At 73.9% G+C, this 22,086-nt stretch carries 18 protein-coding genes; 11 read left to right on the forward strand and 7 right to left on the reverse strand.

From position 1 onward, the window contains the following. Window positions 1-39: 39 nt before the first annotated feature. Together ACT3TZ_RS08850 and ACT3TZ_RS08855 are read right to left on the reverse strand one after the other, a co-directional pair. On the reverse strand, window positions 40-846 hold the full coding sequence (locus tag ACT3TZ_RS08850) for an SDR family NAD(P)-dependent oxidoreductase (RefSeq protein ID WP_444583041.1): 807 nt from the start codon (window positions 844-846) through the stop codon (window positions 40-42). A gap of 142 nt (window positions 847-988) precedes the next feature. Then, the gene (locus tag ACT3TZ_RS08855) at window positions 989-3,391 is read right to left on the reverse strand and encodes an oxidoreductase (protein ID WP_444583042.1); all 2,403 of its coding nucleotides are present in this window, start codon (window positions 3,389-3,391) and stop codon (window positions 989-991) included. Window positions 3,392-3,806: 415 nt separating this feature from the next. Between ACT3TZ_RS08855 and ACT3TZ_RS08860 the strand changes: the two genes are divergently transcribed. The 4 genes from ACT3TZ_RS08860 (at window position 3,807) to ACT3TZ_RS08875 (ending at window position 7,282) form a co-directional block, all read left to right on the forward strand. Beyond that, on the forward strand, window positions 3,807-4,850 hold the full coding sequence (locus ACT3TZ_RS08860) for a GNAT family N-acetyltransferase (protein ID WP_444583043.1): 1,044 nt from the start codon (window positions 3,807-3,809) through the stop codon (window positions 4,848-4,850). Between the two features lie 376 nt (window positions 4,851-5,226). Continuing rightward, entirely contained in the window at window positions 5,227-5,727 is a 501-nt protein-coding gene (locus ACT3TZ_RS08865) for an SRPBCC family protein (RefSeq protein ID WP_444583044.1), read from the forward strand. A 40-nt stretch (window positions 5,728-5,767) separates the two neighbouring features. Continuing rightward, a complete protein-coding gene (locus tag ACT3TZ_RS08870; protein ID WP_444583045.1) occupies window positions 5,768-6,304 on the forward strand; it encodes a J-domain-containing protein in 537 nt (178 codons plus the stop codon). A gap of 144 nt (window positions 6,305-6,448) precedes the next feature. After that, window positions 6,449-7,282, forward strand: a complete 834-nt coding sequence (locus ACT3TZ_RS08875) for an HAD family hydrolase (RefSeq protein ID WP_444583046.1) — start codon at window positions 6,449-6,451, stop codon at window positions 7,280-7,282. 62 nt (window positions 7,283-7,344) lie between these two features. Here ACT3TZ_RS08875 and ACT3TZ_RS08880 read toward each other — a convergent pair whose 3' ends face one another. Continuing rightward, window positions 7,345-10,356, reverse strand: a complete 3,012-nt coding sequence (locus ACT3TZ_RS08880) for a DEAD/DEAH box helicase (RefSeq protein WP_444583047.1) — start codon at window positions 10,354-10,356, stop codon at window positions 7,345-7,347. A 57-nt stretch (window positions 10,357-10,413) separates the two neighbouring features. On the opposite strand from ACT3TZ_RS08880, the gene ACT3TZ_RS08885 reads away from it, so the two are divergent. The 6 genes from ACT3TZ_RS08885 (at window position 10,414) to ACT3TZ_RS08910 (ending at window position 15,693) form a co-directional block, all read left to right on the forward strand. Then, window positions 10,414-11,097, forward strand: coding sequence for a class I SAM-dependent methyltransferase (locus ACT3TZ_RS08885; protein ID WP_444583048.1), 684 nt, complete (start codon window positions 10,414-10,416; stop codon window positions 11,095-11,097). Window positions 11,098-11,128: 31 nt separating this feature from the next. Next, window positions 11,129-12,226 (forward strand): hypothetical protein, encoded by a 1,098-nt coding sequence (locus ACT3TZ_RS08890; RefSeq protein WP_444583049.1) that lies wholly within the window; start codon window positions 11,129-11,131, stop codon window positions 12,224-12,226. A 62-nt stretch (window positions 12,227-12,288) separates the two neighbouring features. Beyond that, entirely contained in the window at window positions 12,289-12,624 is a 336-nt protein-coding gene (locus ACT3TZ_RS08895) for a hypothetical protein (protein WP_444583050.1), read from the forward strand. A gap of 69 nt (window positions 12,625-12,693) precedes the next feature. Beyond that, a complete protein-coding gene (locus ACT3TZ_RS08900; protein ID WP_444583051.1) occupies window positions 12,694-13,608 on the forward strand; it encodes a DMT family transporter in 915 nt (304 codons plus the stop codon). A 46-nt stretch (window positions 13,609-13,654) separates the two neighbouring features. Then, complete coding sequence (locus ACT3TZ_RS08905) at window positions 13,655-14,986, forward strand: MFS transporter (protein WP_444583052.1); 1,332 nt, start codon at window positions 13,655-13,657, stop codon at window positions 14,984-14,986. A 77-nt stretch (window positions 14,987-15,063) separates the two neighbouring features. Then, on the forward strand, window positions 15,064-15,693 hold the full coding sequence (locus ACT3TZ_RS08910) for a DJ-1/PfpI family protein (RefSeq protein ID WP_444583053.1): 630 nt from the start codon (window positions 15,064-15,066) through the stop codon (window positions 15,691-15,693). A 43-nt stretch (window positions 15,694-15,736) separates the two neighbouring features. On the opposite strand, the gene ACT3TZ_RS08915 is transcribed toward ACT3TZ_RS08910, so the two are convergent. From ACT3TZ_RS08915 to ACT3TZ_RS08930, 4 genes are all read right to left on the reverse strand, one after another. Further along, complete coding sequence (locus ACT3TZ_RS08915; protein WP_444583054.1) at window positions 15,737-16,639, reverse strand: serine protein kinase RIO; 903 nt, start codon at window positions 16,637-16,639, stop codon at window positions 15,737-15,739. A gap of 342 nt (window positions 16,640-16,981) precedes the next feature. Next, window positions 16,982-18,085 carry a hypothetical protein gene (locus ACT3TZ_RS08920; protein WP_444583055.1) on the reverse strand — a complete coding sequence of 368 codons (1,104 nt, stop codon included), beginning with the start codon at window positions 18,083-18,085 and terminating at the stop codon, window positions 16,982-16,984. A 136-nt stretch (window positions 18,086-18,221) separates the two neighbouring features. Beyond that, window positions 18,222-19,700 carry an amidohydrolase family protein gene (locus tag ACT3TZ_RS08925; RefSeq protein ID WP_444583056.1) on the reverse strand — a complete coding sequence of 493 codons (1,479 nt, stop codon included), beginning with the start codon at window positions 19,698-19,700 and terminating at the stop codon, window positions 18,222-18,224. A gap of 172 nt (window positions 19,701-19,872) precedes the next feature. Continuing rightward, window positions 19,873-20,412 (reverse strand): TetR/AcrR family transcriptional regulator, encoded by a 540-nt coding sequence (locus tag ACT3TZ_RS08930; RefSeq protein WP_444583057.1) that lies wholly within the window; start codon window positions 20,410-20,412, stop codon window positions 19,873-19,875. A 106-nt stretch (window positions 20,413-20,518) separates the two neighbouring features. On the opposite strand from ACT3TZ_RS08930, the gene ACT3TZ_RS08935 reads away from it, so the two are divergent. Further along, window positions 20,519-22,063 carry an MFS transporter gene (locus ACT3TZ_RS08935; protein ID WP_444583058.1) on the forward strand — a complete coding sequence of 515 codons (1,545 nt, stop codon included), beginning with the start codon at window positions 20,519-20,521 and terminating at the stop codon, window positions 22,061-22,063. Window positions 22,064-22,086 lie beyond the last annotated feature (23 nt).

Consider the following 22,086-nt stretch of genomic DNA (forward strand, 5'->3'; position numbering starts at 1 on the left):
AGGTGCCCGTGACGAGCAGGGACGCGTTCCCGGGGCCCGCTAGGACCCGTCGGAGTAGCGGCGCATCATCGCCCCGGCGGTGCGGGACACCAGGGCGCGCGGCATCAGCCGTCCGGCGCGCGCGAGGCCCCGGTTGAAGCGGCCGGGCACGATCGACGGCGGCGGCGAACGGCGTTCGAGGGCGGCGAGGGACTCGGTGACGACGTCCTCGGCGGACATCACGGGCAGCCCACCCGCGGCACCCTGCCCGGCGACGTCGAAGAACTCCGTCTCGGTGGGCCCGGGGGAGACGGCCAGCACCCGCAGCGCGGTGCCGCGGGCCTCCTCGTGCAGGGACTCCGTGAACGACAGCACGAAGGCCTTGGACGCCCCGTAGACCGCGAGGTAGGGGTCGGGCTGGTAACCGGCGACGCTCGAGAGGTTGACCAGGATCCCCTGCGGCGCCGCCCGCAGGTCGTCGATGAAGGCGCGCGTGACGTCGACGACCGCCGCGACGTCGACCGCGACCTCCCGCGCGAGATCCTCCGGGGCGATGTCGTGGAAGGCACCGCTGTTGGCGAAACCCGCGTTGTTGAACAGGGCGGTGACGGCGACGCCCTGGCGCGTGACGCGCTCGTGCAGCTCGGCGCCCGCACCGGGCTCGGAGAGGTCCTTGACGATCACGGTGACGGTGACCCCGTAGCGCTCGGTGAGCTCGGAGGCCAGGGCCTGCAGGCGGTCGGCGCGACGGGCCACGAGCACGAGGTCGGCGCCGCGCGCGGCGAGGCGCCGGGCGTACTCGACGCCGAGGCCCGAGCTCGCGCCCGTGATGAGGATGGTCTGGTCGTCGTACGTCAGCGGCTGCATGCCCCGGAGCCTACGACCTGGACGTGGGCGGCGGCGGGGAGCGCGATGCCGAGGTGCGGCCGGCGCGCGGAATCCGACGGGGGCCGATCGCCGGGATGGAACCAGGGGCGCGGGGCCTGGCGGGAGGTCCCTGCACCGCAGCTCAGAGCCCGGCGACGACCTCGACCGCCTGGCGGATGGCGCGCTCGGCGTCCAGCTCGGCGGCCACGTCGGCGCCGCCGATCACGTGCACGCGGGGGCCCGCGGCGGTCTCGGCGAGCGCGGCGAGCGCGTCTGCCAGGGTGCGCTCGGACTCCTGACCGGCGCACACGACCACCGTGTCGACGTCCAGGGTGACGGGCACGCCGGCCTCCGTGAGGTGGAGGCCGCGCTCGTCGACGGACCGGTAGACGACGCCGCGGTGCTCGATGACCCTGGCATGGCGCAGCTCGGCCCGGTGGACCCAGCCGGTGGTCCGGCCCAGGCCCGCGCCGATCTTGGAGTCCTTGCGCTGGAGCAGATGGACCTCACGGCGTCGGGGCGCGCGGGTGTCCGGGGCGTCGATGGCGTGTGCAGGTCCCGCGGTGCCCGCGGTGCCCGCGGCGGTCGCAGGGGTTGCGGTGCACGGCACGTCTGCCGCGCCTGCTCTGCCTGCCCTGCTCGGTCCACGTGCCGTGTCCGCTCTGCCGGCCTCACCGTCTCGGCCCCCGGCATCCTCCGAGGAGGCCGCGTCCGCTGAGGCGGGCTTCGCGGCATCGGCCTCCGGGGTGCCCAGCCCGCCGCGGGCCACGGCCGGATCGACGATGCCCCAGCGGCGCCGCCACGCGGCCGGGTCGAGGCTCAGCGACGGGTCGGGCGAGGTCAGGAACTCGGCGACGTCCACGCCGATCCCGCCGGCGCCGATCACGGCCACGCGCTCGCCGGCCTGCGCGGTGCCCGCGAGGAGGTCGGCGTACGAGATGACCTGCGGGGCGCCGTCCGGGCGCGCGGCCGCCGGGTCCAGGCCGGGGAGGTCGAGCACCCGGGGTCGGACCCCCGTGGCCACGACCACCTCGTCGTACCCGGCGAGCTCCCGGGCGTCCGGGCGCGTGGACAGGCGCACGCCCACGCCATGCGTCAGCAGGCGTGTGCCCCACGAACGGATCGCGGACGCGTACTCCTCCTTGCCGGGGATCCGCGCGGCGTAGCGGAACTGGCCGCCGATCTCGTCCTCGGCCTCGAAGAGCGTGGTGACGAACCCGCGCGCGGCCGAGGAGATCGCGGCCTCGAGGCCCGCAGGCCCCGCGCCGACGACGGCGACCCGTCGGCGGCGCAGGGACGAGACCGTCAGCAGCGTCAGCGACGGGTCGGTCTCGTGCGCCGCGCGGGGGTTGACCACGCAGGACGCCCGCTCCCCGACGAAGACGCGGTCGAGACACGCCTGGTTGCACGAGATGCACGCGACGACCTCCGCCGCGCGACCGGCGGCGACCTTCGCGGGAAGGTCCGGATCGGCCAGCAGAGGGCGTGCCATCGACACCAGGTCCGCCTCGCCGCGGGCGATCACCTGCTCCGCGAGCGCGGGGTCGTGGATCCGGTTGGAGGCGACCACGGGAACGTCCACGATGGACCGCAGGCGGGCTGTGGCCTCGACGAACGCGCCGCGCGGCACCGAGGTCGCGATCGTCGGCACCCGCGACTCGTGCCAGCCGATCCCGGTGGCCAGGACGTCCACCCCTGCCGCGACGAGCTCCCGCGCCAGGGCCTCCGTCTCCTCCGCGTCCTGGCCGCCCGGGACCAGGTCCAGCAGCGAGATGCGGTAGGTGAGCAGGGCGTCGGGGCCGATGGCCTCCCGGACGGCGCGGGCGATCGCGAGCGGCACCGCCCGCCGTGCCTGCGCGTCGCGGCCGTAGTGGTCATGGCGGTGATTGGTGCGGGGCGCGAGGAACTGGTTGAGCAGGTAGCCCTCCGAGCCCATGATCTCGACGCCGTCGTACCCGGCACCGGTGGCGAGCGATGCGGCGCGGGCGAAGTCGGTGATGGTGCGCGAGACGCCGCGGCGCGAGAGCCGTCGCGCGCGGAACGGGGAGATCGGCGAACGCGAGGAGGACGCCGAGGCCGCGAGCGGATGGAAGGCATAGCGCCCCGCGTGCAGCAGCTGGAGGAGGATCCGGCCGTCGGCCGCATGGACCTCGTCGGTGATGCGGTGGTGGGAGGCGAACAGGGCGGGCGTCACCTGCGCGCCGTGCGGGGTCAGCCGTCCCGTGCGGTTGGGGGAGTATCCGCCTGTGACCAGCAGTCCGGCACCGCCACGGGCCCGCGCGCCGAGGAAGGCGGCCAGGCGCGGGACGTCGTCGCGGGCATCCTCGAGGCCGGTGTGCATCGACCCCATGACGATGCGATTGCGGACCGTGAACGGCCCCAGGTCCAGCGGGGACAGGAGGTGGGTGAAGCGATCGGCGCCGCCGGCGCGCGGGAAGCGCACCTTCGGGCGGGCGGCGGCGGGCGCGATCCAGGAGGCGTCGGCGGTGACGGCCTCCGAGGCGGCGGGCGCGCTGTCGCGAGGGGCAGGAGCGACGGGGGGCATGGCGGCGATTGTGCCAGGGATGTCGGGTGTGGCCGTGGCGTTCGGGGTCGCGCGTGCCTCGATCGCCCGCGGCCTCGTGCACGAACCTGACTGTGGGCGCCCGAGCCCTCCGATTTTTGAGGGCGTGGGCGCCCACAGTCAGGTTGTTGCACGCCCGCACGGGAGACGACCGTGGTGCGGGACCGGTCGCGAGCGCGCGGCCCGCCCGGACCGTCGGGTGCCTTGCTCCGCTCGCTGGCCCGGCTCGCCTGGGTCATCGGGTGGCCCGATCCGGCCGCAGGCCCACCCTGGCCACCGTGTGTCCCACACCTGCCGCTCGCCCACCCTGCCCGGACCTTCGGGGGTCCCGCACCTGCCCCCGACCGACCCCGAAAAGCCCTCGACGTGCGCACACCCGACGTGGTGCGCTGTGGCCATGGACTTCATCGTGCGACCCGTCGACCCCAGCTCCGGCATCGAGCTCGAGCAGCTCGCCGCGCTGTCGGAGGCCTGCGAGCGGGACGCCTTCGGCGCCGTCGAGCCGCAGTCGGTCGAGCAGACGCGCGTGGGACTGGAGTCCACGCCGTACTGGCATCGGCAGACCTGGGTGGCGGTGGCGGAAACCGTCGAGGGAGGTGAGTCGATCGTCGCGAGCGCCGGCGTGTACCTGCCGCAGAAGGAGAACCTCGAGGCCGTCGATGTCGGGATCTCGGTGCACCCCGCGTTCCGCGGGCACGGTATCGCGACGGCACTGCTCGAGGAGGCCATCGTCCCGGCGGTCCGTGCCTCCGGGCGCCCACTCGTGGGCACCTGGGGCGAGGTCCCCGCGGAGGGCGACGTCGACGACCCCGCGCACCCGGTGCAGAGGCTCGCCGCGCGCCTCGGCGTCCAGCGTCGCAATGTCTCCATCTGTCGGGCGCTCGACCTCCCTGTCGACCCGGCCCTGCTCGATCGGCTGGACGCCGAGGCCCGCGAGCGCGATGCGGGTTACACGATCCTCACCTGGGAGGACGAGGTCCCCGAGGAGCACCTCGTGGGCTACGGGACGCTGCTGCGGCAGCTGGACCTCGACGACCCCGACGAGGACGTCGAGAACGAGCCCGCCGAGTACACCCCCGAACGGATCCGGTACATGGAGGACCGTCGCCGCCGGACCGGGGCACGATGGCTGGCCACGGTCGCCGTCGCGCCGGACGGATCCCTCGCGGGCGGCACCGACATCGGGTACGGGGTCGAGGAGGGCACGACGCTCGCGTGGCAGGGCAACACCCTGGTCATGCCGGAGCACCGCGGCCATCGGCTCGGGCTCGCGGTCAAGGTCGCCAACCACCGCGCGTTCGCGCGTCTGGCAGGCGGCGTCGAGGTGCTCGTGACGTGGAACTCGCACGTCAACCCGTGGATGATCGGGATCAACGAGCGGCTGGGCTATCGCGTCGCCTTCCGCGAGATCGTGTTCCAGGGGCGGCCCGGGCTGGACTGAGGTCGAGTACCGGGAGCGGCCAGGACCGAGGCCGAGGTGCACGGACGACGCGAGCTGGGCAGCGGTCGGGAGCGAGGATGGCCCGCATCGGGGTGAGGTCGGATCCGCGGGCGCACCGGAACGGGTGCGGTGGGGCCCGAGGGCGGCGCGAGCAGGGCTGCGGTCGGTTCCGAGGACGGTCCGAACTGGGTGCGGTCCGGCCCGAGGGCGTCCAGAACACGCGTGAGGTCGAGCCCAAGGGCACCCCAGCCGCGATCGGGCACATGCCGAACGGTGCACCCGCGGTGCCGCCACGTGCACGGAGGCCGCCCCATCCGACGTCCACTCCACCGCCCGATCCCGTGACCCGGCGCCGTCGACGTGCTTCGATGAGGTCATGAGCGACGCCAGCGCAGAGCAGCACCTCGGAAGCCTCGACGACGACACGCGGGTCGTCTCGGCCTCGCGGATCGTGGATGCCCCCGCGGGGGTGATCTTCGAACTGATCGCCGACCCCGCCCGGCAGCCGGAGTGGGACGGCAACGACAACCTCGCCGAGGCGGCCTCCGGGCAGCGCGTGCGGCAGGTGGGGGACGTGTTCAGCACCGTCCTGACCGGGCAGGGCGCGATCCGGGAGAACCACGTCGTCGAGTTCGATGAGGGCCTGCGGATCGCCTGGCTGCCCGCCCCCGAGGGCGAGCAGCCCCCCGGGCACCTCTGGCGCTGGGAGCTCTCGCCGCTCGAGGACGGGACGACGCTCGTGGTCCACACCTACGAGTGGACCGACCTGCACGACCCCTCGCGCGAGGCCCGGGCGCGGCGGACCACCTCGGAGAACCTGCTCGCCTCGATCGACCGCCTCGCAGCGCTGGCCGAGCAGTCGCGCGCGGACGGCTGATGGCCGATCCCGAGGCCCCGCCGAGAGGATCGGCCCGCTGATGGCCGACAGCCCGGACCCGGAACGCTCTCCGCACGGCCGGTCGCATGGGCCGCGCCGCCCGCCGATGCCCCCGGACGCGGCGCGCCACGAGAGCGCCATCGAGGCGGCCATCGCCCGGGGCGACTTCGACGACCTCCCGGGCGCGGGCAAGCCCCTCGACCTCCCGCGCCAGGAGGATCCGGACTGGTGGATCAAGCGGAAGCTCGAGGACGACGACCTCGACCGAGATGCGCTGCTGCCTCCGGTGATGCTGCTGCGCCGCGAGGCCGAGACGCTCTCGGAGACGTCGCGGTCCCTCCCCACCGAGCACGACGTCCGCGAGCATCTCGAGGACTTCAACGCGCGTGTCCTCGCCGACCGCGCCCGGAACCCGCTCGCACGGATGCTCGCCCCGACCGTCGACGTCGAGGAGCGGGTGGCGCGGTGGAGGGACGAACAGGCTCGGGAGGGTGGTGGCAGCCCGGCCGCAGCCGTGGCCTCGACGGCACCGGGTGAGCGTCGAGGCCTGTTCCGACGGCTCTTTCGTCGCCGGTGACGAGTGGGGCCCGGGCGCCGGGACCGACCAGCTATCGGGGCCCGGAGCGCGCGAACCCGGTGGACACCTCGCACCGTCCGCAGTCAGGGCATGGGCAGAGGCGGACCGGACGGACGTGGCGGCTGACCGCTGTAGACTCGTGCCATGAAGCGGCCCCGGCTTGTGGCGTCCGATCTGGACGGGACGCTGCTCGACGGCTCGGGGACGATCACCGAGCGCACCGCGCGGATCTGGCGACGGTTGTGGAGCGACGGCATCGAGACGGTCATCGTCACCGCGCGGCCACCGCGCTGGGTGGACCACCTGGCCGGGATCACGGGCGACCACGGCGTCGTGATCTGCGCCAACGGAGCCTTCGTGTACGACGCCGCGCACCAGCAGATCCTCGAGACCCACGGTCTGGATCCCGACCTCACCTCGCGGCTCATCGCGGATCTGCGCGAGATCGAGGGCACGTCCTTCTCGGTCGAACTGGCTGACGGCTTCCATCGGGAGCCGGGGTACCCGGCGGGCACGCCCGAGGGTGTCCCCGAGATCGGCAGCGAGACGGTCGGTCCGCTGGAGGTCGTCACCGATCCCGTGGGCAAGCTCCTCGCGCAGTCCAGCGTGCTCGCGCCGCACGAGTTCCGGGCGCGGGTGCGCGCCGTGATCGGCGACCGTGCGCTCCTGTCGACCTCGTGCGCCGGAGGGCTCGCAGAGATCGGGCCACCGCAGATGACCAAGGCCCGCGCACTCGCCTCCTGGTGCGGGAACCTCGGCATCGAGGCCGCGGACGTCTGGGCGTTCGGGGACATGCCCAACGACATCCCGATGCTCTCCTGGGCCGGGACCGGCTGGGCGGTCGCGAGCGCGGACCCCTCGGTCCTGGCGATCGCCGACCGCACCTGCGGACCGCACACCGAGGACGGGGTGGCGCTCGCGCTCGCCGCGATGCTCGACGGCGAGGAGACCCGGACCGCCGCGTCGGCGGCGAGCTGAGACCCGGGCGCAGCATCTGCGCTGGCGACGCGCGCAGACCCGATCCCCGGACCGCCTCCCCCTCAGCCGCCCAGCAGCATCCGCACGTCCTCGGCCGTGACGGCACCCGCGAAGGCTGTCCCGTCGTCGGTCAGCGCGGAGAACAGGGCGCGCTTGCGCTCCTGCAGCTCGAGCACCTTCTCCTCGATCGTCCCCGCGGCCACCATCCGGTAGACCATGACCCGGCGCTCCTGGCCGATCCGATGGGTGCGGTCGACGGCCTGGGCCTCGGCGGCGGGGTTCCACCACGGATCCAGCAGGAACACATAGTCCGCCTCGGTGAGCGTGAGGCCGAAGCCGCCGGCCTTGAGGCTGATGAGGAACACCGGCGCCTCGCCCTCGCGGAAGGCGCGCACGACCCTCTCGCGATGCGTGGTCGAGCCGTCCAGGTAGGCGTAGGCGATCCCGCGATCGGCCAGGCGCGCCGCGACGCGCTCGAGGTGCGAGGTGAACTGGCTGAACACGAGCACGCGGTGGTGCTCGGCGATCACCTCGTCGAGCCGTTCGAGGGTGTCCTCGAGCTTGGAGGAGACGACCCCCTCGTACTCGGGGTCGACGATCGCAGGGTCCAGGGCGAGCATCCGCAGCAGCGTCAGGGAGCGGAAGACGATGAACCGGTGCCGGTCGATGTCCTCCACCAGCCCCAGCAGCTTCTGGCGCTCCCGCTGCAGGATCCGCTCGTAGAGGCGCCGATGCGCGGGCCGCAGCGGCACCCGGATCACCTGCTCCTGCCGATCGGGGAGGTCCCGGGCCACGACGTCCTTGGTGCGCCGCAGGATGAAGGGGCGAATCCGCCGGCGCAGCAGGGCCAGGCGGTCCTCGGCGCGGCGACGACCGCTCTCGGAGGGGTCGGGCTTCTCGATCGGCCGCACGTACTGCTCGCGGAACGCCCGCCGCGAGGCGTACAGACCGGGGGCGGTGATCGCCAGCAGCGCCCACAGGTCCTCGAGCGAGTTCTCCATGGGTGTGCCCGTGATGGCCAGCCGGAACGGGGCGCGGACGAGCGTGGCGACCTCATGGGCGCGCGATGCGGGGTTCTTCACGAACTGGGCCTCGTCGAGGATCAGCCCCGCGTAGGACGCGTCGATGTGCTCGTCGGCGTCCAGGCGCAGCAGGGTGTAGCTGGTGACCACGATGTCCGCACCGCGGGTCGTCTCCGCCAGCGCGGCGCCGCGGGTCGCGGACGTCGAGTCGACCAGGCGAACGTCGAGGTGAGGTGTGAAGCGTTCGGCCTCGGCCCTCCACACCTGGAGCACGGAGGACGGGGCGACCACGAGGAACGGGGGCGCCGCGGGATCGACCTCGCGGGCGCGGGCGATCGCGGTGAGGGTCTGCAGGGTCTTGCCCAGGCCCATGTCGTCGGCGAGGATCCCGCCGAGTCCATGGGTGCGCAGGAGGTCCAGCCAGGCGTAGCCCTCGGCCTGATAGGGGCGCAGCCGGGCGTCGAGCCCTGCCGGGAGCGGGGGAACCGGCACGTCGGTGAGGTCGCGCAGGCGGCCCACGCTCTCGCGCCAGGAGACCGCCTCGACGGTCTCGTCGGCCAGGTACTCGAAGTCGGCCCACAGCTCGATGGCCCGCCGGTTGACGGCGGGGGAGCCGGGCTCCCACTCCTCCATCGCCTCGGCCTCGGCGATCAGCTCCCGCAGCCGCGCGAACATCGGATGGTCCAGGCGCGCGTAGGAGCGGTCGGGGAGCATGACGGAACGCTGACGGGAGGTCAGAGCCCTGAACACCGCGGTGAAGGGCACCAGCTGCCCGCCCAGGGTGATCATGAAGCCGAGGCCCATCCAGTCCTGGGCGTGCCCGTTGGGCGGCTCGACCTGCGTGATCCGCAGGTGCGGGGTGCCGGTGACCTCGGTGTACGCGGGTCGGTCGCCGTCCTCCCGGACCGTGACCGCCTCGAGGGCGAGCAGCTGAGGGAGTGCCTCCTCGACGAACTCCGCCGCCTCGACACCCGTGAGCTCCTGGCGCTCGGTGTCGGCGAGCCCGGCACGGATCGCTCCGACCCGCGCGAGCACGTCCTCCTCGTGGGCCGCGTCGCGGTCCGGGGCTCGCGAGGGCCTGGCCAGCGGCAGCGTGCGGCGCGGTGCGCGGTACTCCCACGACCACCGCAGCACCAGATCATCCCCGGTGCCGTAGGCGACCTCGCACACGAGGCGGGGCGGCACATGCTCGTGGACCGTGATCGCGGGGTCGGACGAGCGCACGGGGATCCGTGCCCGGAGCTGCGGCGCGAGGTCGGTGAGGAAGTCCTCGACCTCGGCGCCGGGGACCCGCAGCGGCTCGGCGCGCGTGAGCAGGCCGGCGATCGACGGCGGGAGGGCCTGGGCGAGGGGGACGAGGTCCACGTGCACCGTGCGGGAGCCCGGTCCGGGCTCGACCGCGAAGAACCCGCCGGTGCCGGACGGGGAGAGGCCCCTGCGGGGGGCGTCCTCGCCGTCGATCTCGATGCTCGGTGCCACGTCGAGACCGCCGCCCGCGCGGCGCAGCTCGACCGAGACGCGGGCCGGCGCCGTGAGCGTGACCCCGCCCACCGCGCCGGTGCCCACGAGCTGAACGCCGGAGCGCCGTGCGAGGTCCAGGAGCGTCCAGGCATCGGGCCCGCGGAACTCGTCGAGCCGCAGGACGTCCCCGGGGTCGGTCCCGAAGGGATGCTCGGCCAGATGCAGGCGCACCAGGCGCCCCAGCAGCTCGGCATGCCCGGGGCGGTACGCCTCGAGACCTCCGGAGGACGATGCCGAGGCCCCCGCGTACCGGAAGCGCTTCCAGGTCAGGGAGCCGCGGACCCAGCTGCCGTCGGCCGCGCCCGGGCGCAGCGGCCGCAGGGCCACGGCCAGCGGCGAGCCGTCGCGGACGTCCTGGACGTCGGCCGGGCTCGCACCGAACCGCGAGAACCCGAAGCCGCCGAAGCCGGTGAGCAGGTCCACGCCGATCGCGAGCGGCAGGTCACCGGCACCGGGACCCGGCCCGGCGGCCGACAGCCCGTCGAGGAGATCGCGCCACCCGGGGTCTGCGGAGCGGCGGGAACGGGACATGCGGCCATCGTGGCACGACCCCCGGACGAACCGGATGCCGGATGGCAGGCTGTGCCCATGGGCATCCGTGACCTCGCCGCGACCCGATGGGGGATCCCGGCCGCCCGCGCGCTCGGCGACCTCAACGCGCGTCATCCGTGGAACCACAACGACCACTTCCACTCCTGGATCCTCGCGCATCTCCCCGAGCGCCGGCACGCGGCGCTCGACGTGGGATGCGGGCGCGGCGGGCTCGTGGCCGAGCTCGCGCCCTCCTTCGACACCGTGCTCGGGATCGATCGCGACGATGCGATGCGCCGCGCCGCGGCGGACCGTTGCACGGGGATCCCCGCGGTGCGGATAGCGGGCACGCCATTCGAGGCGCTCGAAGGCCCGTTCGACCTGGTGACGATGGTGGCCGTGCTGCACCATCTCGAGCTCGCCCCCGCCCTGCAGGAGGTGCGGCGTCTCCTCGCACCGGGAGGGCGGCTCCTGGTGGTGGGCCTCGCCGTCCCGCGCACACCCCGCGATCGTGCCTGGGACGTGGCCTCGATGGTCACCAACCCGCTGATCGGCCTGGTCAAGCACCCCTGGCCCCACCCGGCCGACGCCCCCGCAGCACCGATCCCCGTGGCCGACCCCTCGCTGTCCTTCTCCTCGATCCGGGCGGTCGCGCGGCGTGAGCTGCCGGGTGCGCGCATGCGGCACCGGCTGGGTTTCCGGTACACGCTGGCGTGGGAGGCGCCCGCCACGCAGTGCTGACCGCGTTCCGCCCAGGTGGAACACTTGCCGCATGCAGGCCACCTCGACCGCCGCACCCCGGCGCGACGCCGCCTTCGCCGAGAACGCGGCGCTGCTCCTGGCGGGGGCCGGGATCCTCGTCGGCGGGATCGTCGGGCTCCTGTCCCTGGGTGGCACCCGTCCGCTGTCCGGGCGCGGCTCGATCGGGTCCGTCGCGGGTTTGGCCGCGACGGGGACCTCCGGGATCGCCTTCGTCGTCGCCGGTGCGACCCTCATGCTCCACGCCCAGCCGTGGATGCGCGAGATCGGCCGGTTCCGGCGCTGGCTGAACATCCTGGGACTGGCGGCGTTGCACGCCGTGTTCAGCTTCCTGCTGACGATCGTGCTGTTCGCGGTCTTCGCCAACGCGTTCCGGGGCCTCGCGCTGGATCCCTGGGCGGGCACCTTCTGGGTCGCGGCGGCCTGCGGGATCTGCACCTACATCTGCGTCGTCTCCGCGAGCGAGATGACGACGCAGTCCCTGGCGGTGCTGCTGGCGGCCTTCCTCGCCACCGGGGTGATGGCCAGCGCCTTCACGGCCCCGGACCCGCTGTGGTGGCAGCACCACTTCTCCTTCCTCGGAGCCGTGGGCGGGGAGGCCGGGCTCGCCTTCAACCTGACGCTGCTGCTGGCGGGTCTCGCCCTCGTGGCGATCGGCGACTTCCTCGCGCATGACCTGGGCGTGTGGGCCGAGGCCACCGGGGTGCCGCACTGGCGCGCCGTCTACGTGCGGGTGTGCATGGTGGTGCTCGGCGTGCTGCTCGTCGCGGTCGGGCTGATCCCCGTGAACATCGACAAGGACTGGCACGATGCCGCGGCGCAGAGCCTGATCGTCGTGTTCGCGGCGGCGCTCGTGGCGTTCCCGCTGATGTTCCGCCGCCTTCCCGGCGCGTTCCAGGCGGCGACGCTCGTGATCATCGGCCTGCTGATCACGTGCCTGGTGCTGTGGAAGGGCGTCGGGTACCTCAACACGACGGCGTTCGAGCTCGGCGCGGCCTCGACCGTGCTGGTGTGGCTGCTGCTGTTCATCCGCTCTGTGACGGCCGCGGTGCGCAGCGTGACGCCCGACGACCCCGAGCGTGCGCGGACGGTTGCCGATTCATCGGGATAGTCCTGCGATCCAAGAATGCGACGCCCGACGCCGGCCGCGGAACCGCCCGAGAGGACCGAGCCATGACCGCCGTCGCGACCGACCCTCCCCGCCTGCCCCGGCTGCACGCCAGCACGCGGTCCCTCCTGATCGTCGTGACCGTCGGCATGGCGCTGACGATCACCACCCGGGTGCTCGCCGGCATGGGGGTCATCCCCGCCGACGCCGTGCGCACGGGCCCGCTGATCCTGGTCCTCCTGCTGGTCCCGATGCAGAACCGCCTCGCGGTGCGCGCCCAGGCGGGGCGGATCGATCGGGCCTTCTTCCGGACCCTGCATCGCTGGTACGCGGCGGGGATCACGGCGACCCTGCTGACCGTGCTCGCCGTGGTCTTCGCGGTGGTCCCACCGGCCCTGTGAGCCACGGCGCGGGCGCCGAGCCCGAGCCCCACTGGTCTTCGTCGCGCCCGCGGAGGATGATCTGACGGCGTGACCGTCCCCGAGCCCTCCTCCGCTCCCGTCGCGACCGGCGCCCACCCGCGCGAGAACGACCCTCTGGTCCTCGCCGCCGCGGCCGTGACCGTGGTCCTGTGGGCCTCCGCCTTCATCGTCGTGCGGGGAGCGGGACCGCACTACTCCCCGGGGGCGCTCGCGCTCCTGCGCATGGCCGTGGGCACCGCGGTGCTCGGGCTGATCGCCGTGCGCCGCGGGATCCGATGGCCCGCCCGCCGCGACCTGCCGCTCGTCGCGGTGTGGGGCATCGCGTGGTTCTGCCTCTACAACCTCGCGCTGAACGCCGCCGAGCTCATGATCGACGCCGGCACCGCCGCCATGGTCGTGAACCTCGCCCCGCTCATGGTGGTCGCGATCGCGGGGCTCGCCCTGCGCGAGGGCTTCCCGCGCGGACTGCTCATCGGGGCGCCCATCTCCTTCCTCGGCGTGGTGCTCATCGGCCTCCCTGCGGGCGGGGAGGGCGCGAAGCCGCTGGGCCTGCTGCTCGCGCTCGCCGCGGCCGTGCTCTACGCCTCGTGCACCCTGATCCAGAAGCGCCTGCTGCGCACCGTCGACTCGACCACGCTGACCTTCACGGGCGCGCTCGCCGGCACGATCGCCCTGCTGCCGTGGATCCCGGCGACCGTCCACGACGCCGCCGCGGCCCCGCTCGGTGCGACCCTCGCGGTGGTCTACGCCGGGATCTTCCCCACCGCGATCGCCTTCACCACCTGGGCCTACGTGCTGCAGCGGACGAGCGCCGGACGCACTGCGGCGACCACCTACGCGGTCCCGGCCGTCGCGATCCTCCTGTCCTGGCTCCTGCTCGGGGAGGTGCCCACGCCGATCATGCTGGTGGGCGGCGTGCTGTGCCTGGCCGGCGTGTTCGTGACGCGGGCCGTGCGACGGTGACCCCGCAGCCCATCCGATCCCTGTCCGAGCGCGCGGGAGAGGGGCGATGAGCGCGGCCCGCCGCACCCACCTCGTCGACATCACGCCGCTGCGGGAGTCCCCAGCCTTCGCGCGCCTGTGGGCCGGCACGGCGATCTCCGGGATCGGCGCCCAGCTGACCGTCGTCGCCGTCGGCCTGCAGATCTACCACCTCACGGGCTCCACGCTCGCGGTCTCCCTGGTGGGCGGGATCGCCCTGCTGCCCATGGTCGTGGCGGGGCTGTGGGGCGGGATGCTGGCAGATGCCTTCGACCGGCGCCGGGTCCTCCTCGTCTCGACGATCGCGGGCTGGGTCTCGACGGTCGCGATCGCCGCCTTCGCGATCGGCCATCACCTGGGCGCCGCGGACGGCACCGTCCTCGACGTCCTCCCGTACTACCTGGCCGCGACCGTCAACGCCGTCGCGGCGACCATCAGCGGCGCGACGCGGATGTCGGTGTACCCGCGGCTCCTGCCCGCCGCCCGCGTCCCCGCGGCCGCGGCGCTCGGCGGCATCGCCACGGGCATCCAGCTCACGGTGGGCCCGGCGCTCGCGGGCGTGCTGGCGGCCCTGATCGGCCTCCCGCTGACCTTCCTCGTCGACGTCGTGCTCACGGCCGCCGGATTCCTCGGGGTCGTGACCCTGCCGCGGATGGCGCCGCTGTCCGCGGTGGTGCGCCCGGGCCTCGTGGCGCTGAGCGACGGGGCGCGGTTCCTCCGCGACGCCCCGAGCATCCGCGCCGGGTTCCTCATCGACATCGTGGCCATGACCCTCGGGCGCCCGTACGTGCTGCTGCCGGCCGCCGGCACCCTCGTGATCGGCGGCGGGCCCACCACCGTCGGGCTGCTCACGGCCTCCGCGGCCGTCGGGACGTTCCTGGCGAGCCTGTTCTCCGGGTCCGTGGGCAGGGTGCGGCGGTACGGGCTCGTCATCTCCGGTGCCGTCTTGGTCTACGGCCTGTTCATCCTCGCCTTCGGCGCCGTCCTCCTGCTCGCCACGTGGGGGGTGTTCGGCGCCGTGAGCCCCACCTGGAGCGGGGTCGCGGCGGTCCCGCTCGTGCTGGCGGCCATCGCTCTGGCGGGCACGGGCGCCGCCGACGAGGTCAGCGCCATCTTCCGCTCCTCGATGCTGCTGACCGCGGCGCCGGACGAGATGCGCGGACGGCTCCAGGGGATCTTCATGGTCGTCGTGACCGGCGGGCCGCGGCTGGGGGATCTCTATGCCGGGGTCCTGGCGTCCGCGATCGCCCTGTGGTTCCCGCCGGTGCTGGGCGGGGTCTGCATCATGGCGCTGGCCCTGGTGATCCTGCGGGCGGTGCCGCGCTTCCGGCAGTACGACGCCGCCGCACCGGTGCCGTGAGGCCTCACGCCCCTGCCGGGGCGCCGGAGCCGGACCCGTGGCACGACGGTGGTGACCGTAGGCGTACTCTCGGCGCCATGACCTCTGATCCCGCCGCGGCCGAGCGTCGCGTCACCATCGTCCTGTTCCCCGGGTTCGAGCTCCTGGACGTGTTCGGTCCCGTGCAGCTGTTCTCCATGGCGCCGGGGATGACGGTGGACTTCGCCGCGCCCGTGGCGGGCCCGGTGGCCAGCTCGCACGGCGTCGAGGTCGTGGCGCCCGTGGCGCTGGCCGAGGTGACGGACCCCGACATCCTGCTGGTCCCCGGAGGTCGCGGCACGCGCACCCTCGTGTCCGATCCGGAGTTCCTGGAGAGCCTGCGCATCCTCGCGGCCCGGGCACGGATCGTCACCTCCGTGTGCACGGGTGCCGCGCTGCTGGCCGAGGCGGGGCTGCTCGACGGCTACCGCGCCACGAGCAACAAGATGTCCTTCGCCTGGGTCGTGGGCCACGGCGCGCGCACCACCTGGGTGCCGGAGGCGCGCTGGGTCGAGGACCGGGACCGCTGGACCTCCTCCGGCGTCGCCGCGGGGATGGACATGGCCGCCGCGCTCCTCGCCGCGACCGTCGGCCCGGAGGCCGCCCGCACCGCGACGGTCCGGGCCGAGCTCGAGGTGCAGGCCGATCCCTCGCACGACCCGTTCGCGCGGATCCACGGTCTGGTCTGAGCCCCTCGGGGCGGCGCGACCACCGCGCGGCCGCCCCGCGCGGTCACACCACCTGGCTCATCGCCTCGCGCGCCCACTCCTCGGCGTCGACCGCTGCGGCCGGTGCGCCCTGACCCCGCAGCCAGGTGCACAGGTTGCGGCAGTCCCGCGCCAGGAACTCGGACCCCGCGGGGTGGGCGATGAGGTCCACGACCTGCGGGACGTCGATCACCACCAGGCGCTGGGCCTCGTCCCGCGGATCGACCAGGACGTTATATGCGGAGAGGTCCCCGTGGGCCAGCCCCAGCCGCGCGAAGGCCAGCACGATGCCCCGGAGGTCGCCCGCCCAGCGGGCCGCGAGCTCCGGATCCGGTCGCATCTCGTGCAGGCGCGCCCCGGCCCGCGGGGTCCCGCCGTCGTCCGTGCCGATGAACTCCATGCACACCTCGGTGCCCAGGAGCTGAACCGGGTAGGGGACGGGCAGCCCGGCGCTGAACAGCCTGCCCAGCACATCGAACTCCGCCCGTGCCCAGCGCCCGGCGGCGGCCTCCCGGCCGAACGCGGTGCCGCGCGCCATGGCCCGGGCCTCGCGGGAGTCCCGCACCCGACGTCCCTCGGTGTACTCGTGGGAGCGGTGGAAGCTCGTGTGCTCCGGGCTGCGGTAGCGCTTGGCCACCAGCAGCGCGGCCTCGCCGTCGGCCCCGGTGCGCTCGGCGGCAGGCAGCGCGCGCTCGAGGAGGTGGGCGTCGGCCTCCTTGCCGGTCTTGAGCACGCCGAGCTCGGTGTCGATCGCTCCGTCGTGCTGCACCACCCAGGAGGGGAAGGGCTGGGGGCCGCGGTCCAGCGTGTGGGCGGTCTCGGGCCAGGTGGACCAGCGCTGATCGGGGTCGAGCTCGGCGGGGCCCTCGCCCGTGAGCTGGGCGAGCGAGGTGGCGTAGAAGGTGTCGAAGTCGAACGACGGGGTCATCGGATTCTCCCTGTGGGGGAAGACCTGCGAGGGGCCGATGGGCCCGGGCGGCTCGTAGGCGCGCGGTGGATCTCAGCAGGTCGGGGCGGACAGCAGGACGGCAGGGGGCAGCACGACGGCAACCATGGGGTCCTCCTCTCCGCGGGCCCGCGGACGTGCCGCGGGCGATGACGGGATCACGCTACGACGGGGCGGGCATGGTGCGCCACGGGTTTTCCGTCCCGCGCCGTGGCGCGGCCGGGCACGCCGCCCACGGCCTTGCAGGCCGCCCACGGCCGGGCACGCCGCCCGCGGCCCGGCGAGCCCCCGTGGACCGGGCCGATGCTCGCCGGCCCGTCCCGGTCAGACGGGACGGGACCTCTGGGCCAGGGCGTCCCACGCCGGCTTGCGCACCGAGCCGTCGCGGGAGATCACCCCGAACGAGGTGTCCGGCGTGACGGGGTCCCCGTCGCGCAGCTGGTAGAAGAACACCGACTCGGCGACACTGTCGCGCAGCGCATCGGTGTACATCCCGTACGCGGCGGCCTGCTGGTCCTCGGTGCCGCATTCGGCGCAGGTGTTCAGGCCGAGCTCCCCGACCGACACGGGCTTCCCGTAGCGCTCGGCGAGGCGGCCGAGCTTGTGCGGGAGGTCCTCGATGTCCTCGACGTCCAGCTGCGGGTAGGCGTCGACCGTGATGAGGTCGAGGCCGGGGGAGAGGATGTCCAGCACCCGGTGCCAGCGCCGCTCCATCTCCGTGTCCACGGGGTAGCCGAAGATGTTGGTGGTGATCCGGGCGTCCGGTGCGACGGCGCGGATCACCTCGCGCGCGAGCACGAGGCGCCCGGCGAGCTCGGTGAGGTACGCGGTCGTGGGCGGGTTCCCGACGTCGGTGAAGGTCCGGTAGTGGGCTCCGTCGGGCTCGTTGAAGATCTGGATCGTGTCGGCCCTGGACCCGAGCTCCCGGCCCAGGTGCGTCCAGAACTGGCGCATCTTGAGGACGAAGTGCTCCTCGGACGCCTCGGCGATCGGGTACACGTCGATGATCATGAGGCAGACCTTGAGGCCGTGCGCATGCGCGGCGTCGATCGCGTCGGAGACCTTCTGCAGCGCCTCGGGCGCGAAGTCGATCCCGCCGTCGGGGGCATCCCAGGACGTGACCGCGGAGACCGCGGCGATCCCGAAGCGCACCCAGCCCATCCCGAGCGCGGTGACCTCGTCCATGCTCTGGGCCACCATCTCGGGGGGAACCTCGGCAGGCTGCTCGATGAGGAAGCCGAAGCGGCGCAGCGGGGACGTCTCCGCCACCGACCCCGCCTCAGCGGTCGGCGCGTCGGCCGGCACCGGGCCGGCCGCGGCACGCGTGGCGACGGTCGCGGCGCCCAGGGCGCCGGCCCCCATCAGCATCACGGTCCGACGACGGGGCAGCCGGGGCTTGCGGGCAGGGTCGTGCGCGCCGCCGTGCATGGGACGCGGTCTCCTCGAGGGTGGTGCCGCCCCGGGCAGTGATCCGCCGAGGTGCGACGGATTCATGATCCCAGCAGGTGGGAGAGCACGGCGAGGCGCCGCCCTCGTGGCATTGCGCACATGGCGGGCGGAACGTTCAGGCGCGGAACGCGACCCGCCCGGCGACGACCGTCGCGAGCACCCGGGTGGCCCGGAGGCGCTCGGCGGCCTCCCGGGAGGCATGCTCGGGCATGAGGCCGTTCTCGAGCGGCACGTCGTCGAAGGGGTCGGAGCCCAGGAGCACCACGTCGGCCGGGCCGCCCGCGGCGAGCTCCCGCACCCCGTCGGTCGAGGCCTCGAGCGCCTCGCGCGGCTGGAGCTGCTGGTGGGGGAACCAGGCGTCGCGTGCATCGGCGCTGCGGTGGACCGCGGCGGCCATCGCGAGCCACGGATCGATCGGGGCCACGGGCGCGTCGGAGCCGAAGGCCAGGGGGATTCCGGCGTCGAGCATGTCGCGGAACCGGAAGGCCTCGGTGGCGATGTCGGCCCAGATGTCGGAGGTGGGGTCCCGGTCGTCCAGCAGGTGCGCGGGCTGGACCGAGGCGACGAGGCCCAGACGGGCCATGCGGGCCAGGTCCGTGTCGGTCAGCATCTGCGCGTGCTCGATGCGACCGCGCTCGCCCGCCGCCTCGTAGGCATCCAGCGCGACCTCGGCGGCCTCGTCTCCGATGGCGTGGACGGCCGCCCACAGGCCCTTGGTCGTCGCGCCACGCAGGAGCTCCACGAGCCGGTCGGGGTCGATGTTGAGGATCCCGTGGCCGTCGGCCCCCTGGCCGCCGTAGGCGTGGCGGCAGCGGGCGGAGCGGGAGCCCAGGGCGCCGTCGGCGATCACCTTGAGCGGGCCCATGGTCACGAGGCCCGAGGCGTCCACGGGGGTGCCTGAGGGGTGGGGCGCGCGGTCGAAGGTCGAGGGGTAGGTCGCGGTGCGCACGTGCAGGAGCGCCTCGCGGCGCGCCCACAGCTCCCAGTTGGCGGCCCATTCCATGTCGCAGATCCCGACGACGCCGAGGGCGAGGGCGTCGCGCTGCATGCGCTCGACGCCGTGCTCCTGGGCGTCGGCGACGCCGGGGAGGTCGTCGAGGTGCGCGACCGCGTCGAACCACGGGTCCTCCCCGACGATCCCCTCCTGGGGCGGCAGGCCCAGGCCCCGCAGGGCGGCGCTGTTCATCCACGCGTGGTGCGCGTCGACACCGATCAGCACCACCGGCACGTCACCGCTGACGGCGTCGAGCGCGGAGACGGTGGGGCTGCCGGAGAGGCCCACGAGCCGGTGGCCGAAGCCGACCAGGGTCCCCGCCGAGGCCGGTCGCACCGCGAGCGCGCCGCGGACCAGGTCCAGCAGAGCGTCGACGCTGAGCACCCCGGAGGTGTCCAGGCGCGCATAGCCCTGCGCGGTCTGGCCCACGTGCACGTGCTGGTCCCACAGGCCGGGGATCGCGATCGTGCCGCCCGCGTCGAGGACCTCCTCGCCGGGCTCCGGGGTCAGCTGGGGCGCGACCTCGCGGATCGTGGCGGTGTCCAGGCGCAGGTCGACGGTGGTCGCGGTCCCGGGCATGCGGGCGGATCGGATGACCACACGGCGAGAGTAGGACAGAGCGCCGCCGGGGCGGGAATCGTGCTCACAGCACGGTGCATGGCACTCCCGCACGGTGCCCCTCGGGCGCCGGGATCCGACGCCGGGGTCGGGCGCTGGGGCCGATGGCGGGGCCCGGTCGGCACGGTCCGCCGTTCCGCGGCGGGGGAGCCTCTCAGGCGCCGGGGCGCAGGCGGTCCACCACGGCGAGCAGGGCCGGCAGGTCGGGCAGCCCTTCGTCGGTGACCGGGTGCTCGGCCTCGCCGGTGAGCAGGGTGCCGTAGTACAGGCCGTCGCCCAGCAGCAGGATCACGGCGGCGACGGCCGGGTCGTGGACCTCCTCGGAGATCGCCTCGAGCCAGTCGCTGCGGGTGGCCTCGAGGGCCCCCTGGGCATGGGTGTTCCCGCCCAGTGCCAGGCGGGCCACGGCCACGAGCGTCCGGTCCAGGGCCGAGCCATCGGCCTTCGAGCTGGCGAGGTAGTAGTGCACGGGCCCGTCGGGCGAGGCGCGCATCTTCTCGAGGTCGAGCTCGCCGAGCTCCTTCAGGCGCGCCAGCAGCCCGTCCACGAGGGCGGTCTTGGAGGGGAAGTGGTAGAGCAGCCCGCCCTTGGAGACGTCCGCGTGCGCGGCGACCGCATCGAGCGTCGCCGCGCGTTCGCCCTCGTCGCTGAGGATCCGCTCGAGGGCGTCCAGGATGCTGTCGCGTGCAGACATGACCTCGACCATAGTCCCTCGCAACTGTACCGGCTGGACGGTTTAGTATGGCCGCGTCGTGACCACCCCGTGCGCGACGCACCCCGAACCCTCGAGGAGAGACATCATGAGCACGACCGGCCTGACGGCACCGAGCACGCAGCGCACAGGCAGCGCGCGCCGCTGGGCGGCGCTCGCGGTGCTCATGCTCCCCGTGCTCCTCATCGCGATCGACAACACCGTCCTCGCCTTCGCGCTGCCCGCGATCTCGGAGGCGATGAGACCCTCGGGCACGCAGCTGCTGTGGATCGTGGACATCTACCCCCTCGTGCTCGCGGGCCTGCTGGTGCCGATGGGCAGCTTCGGAGACCGGATCGGCCGTCGGCGCCTGCTGCTGGTGGGCGCCGCGGGCTTCGCGGCGGTGTCCGCCGTCGCGGCGTTCGTCCCCTCGCCGGAGCTGCTCGTGGCCGCTCGCGCCGCGATGGGGTTCTTCGGCGCGATGATCATGCCGGCGACCCTCTCGCTGATCCGCAACATCTTCGCCGACCCCACCGAGCGGCGCCTCGCGATCGCCGTGTGGGCCGCGGGCTTCTCCGGCGGCGCGGCGCTCGGGCCGATCGTCGGCGGCTTCCTGCTCGAGCACTTCTGGTGGGGCTCGGTGTTCCTGCTGTCGGTGCCGGTGCTCATCCCGCTGCTGGTCCTGGGTCCGCTGCTCGTGCCGGAGTCCCGTGATCCGCACCCGGGCCCCGTGGACCCCGCGAGCATCGCCCTCGTGATGATGGCGATGGTCCCGCTGGTGTGGGGCATCAAGGAGTTCGCCCACGAGGGCCTGACCCTCGCCTCCGTGGTCGCGTTCGCGGTCGGGATCATCGCGGGCATCGCATTCGTGCGCCGTCAGCTCGCGCGTCGCTCGCCCATGCTCGACGTGCGGCTGTTCACCCGCCCGGAGTTCAGCGGGGCCGTCGCCGCGAACCTGCTGAGCGTGTTCTCCCTGGTCGGGTTCCTCTACTACATCTCCCAGCACCTGCAGCTCGTCAGCGGCCGCTCGCCGATGGAGGCCGGGCTCATGCTGCTGCCCGGTCTCGCGGTGACCATCGCCTCGGGACTGCTGGTGGTGCAGGTGGTCAAGAAGGTGCGACCCGGGCATGCGGTCGCGGGCGGACTGGTCCTCAACGCCATCGGCTACACCGTGGTGCTCCTGACCGGGCACAGCGGGTCCGACCTCGGGCTCGTCGTGGCCTTCGCGATCCTCGGCGCCGGGGTCGGCGCGGCCGAGACGATCTCCAACGACCTGATCCTCACCGCCGTCCCTGCGGAGAAGGCGGGCGCCGCCTCGGCGATCTCCGAGACCGCGTACGAGACGGGTGCCGTGCTGGGCACGGCCGTGCTGGGCTCCGTCCTGAACGCGACCTACCGCGCGAACGTGGAGGTCCCGGCGGGGCTGGATGCGGCCCAGGACACCGCGGCGCGCGAGACCCTGGGCGGTGCGAGCCAGGTGGCCTCGGGTCTGTCCGCCGAGGCCGGCGAGGCGCTGCGCACCTCCGCCGCATCGGCCTTCGACGCGGGCTCGGTGGCGACGTCGGCGATCGGCGCGGGGCTGATGCTGGTGGCCGCCGTGATCGCCCTGGTCACCCTGCGCCGGGCGCGGACGGAGGGGCCCGCCGCACGATGATCCCTGCGGCACCGGTGACGGTG

The sequence above is a fragment of the Brachybacterium sp. AOP25-B2-12 genome (genome assembly GCF_052378625.1).
Taxonomy (GTDB): domain Bacteria; phylum Actinomycetota; class Actinomycetes; order Actinomycetales; family Dermabacteraceae; genus Brachybacterium.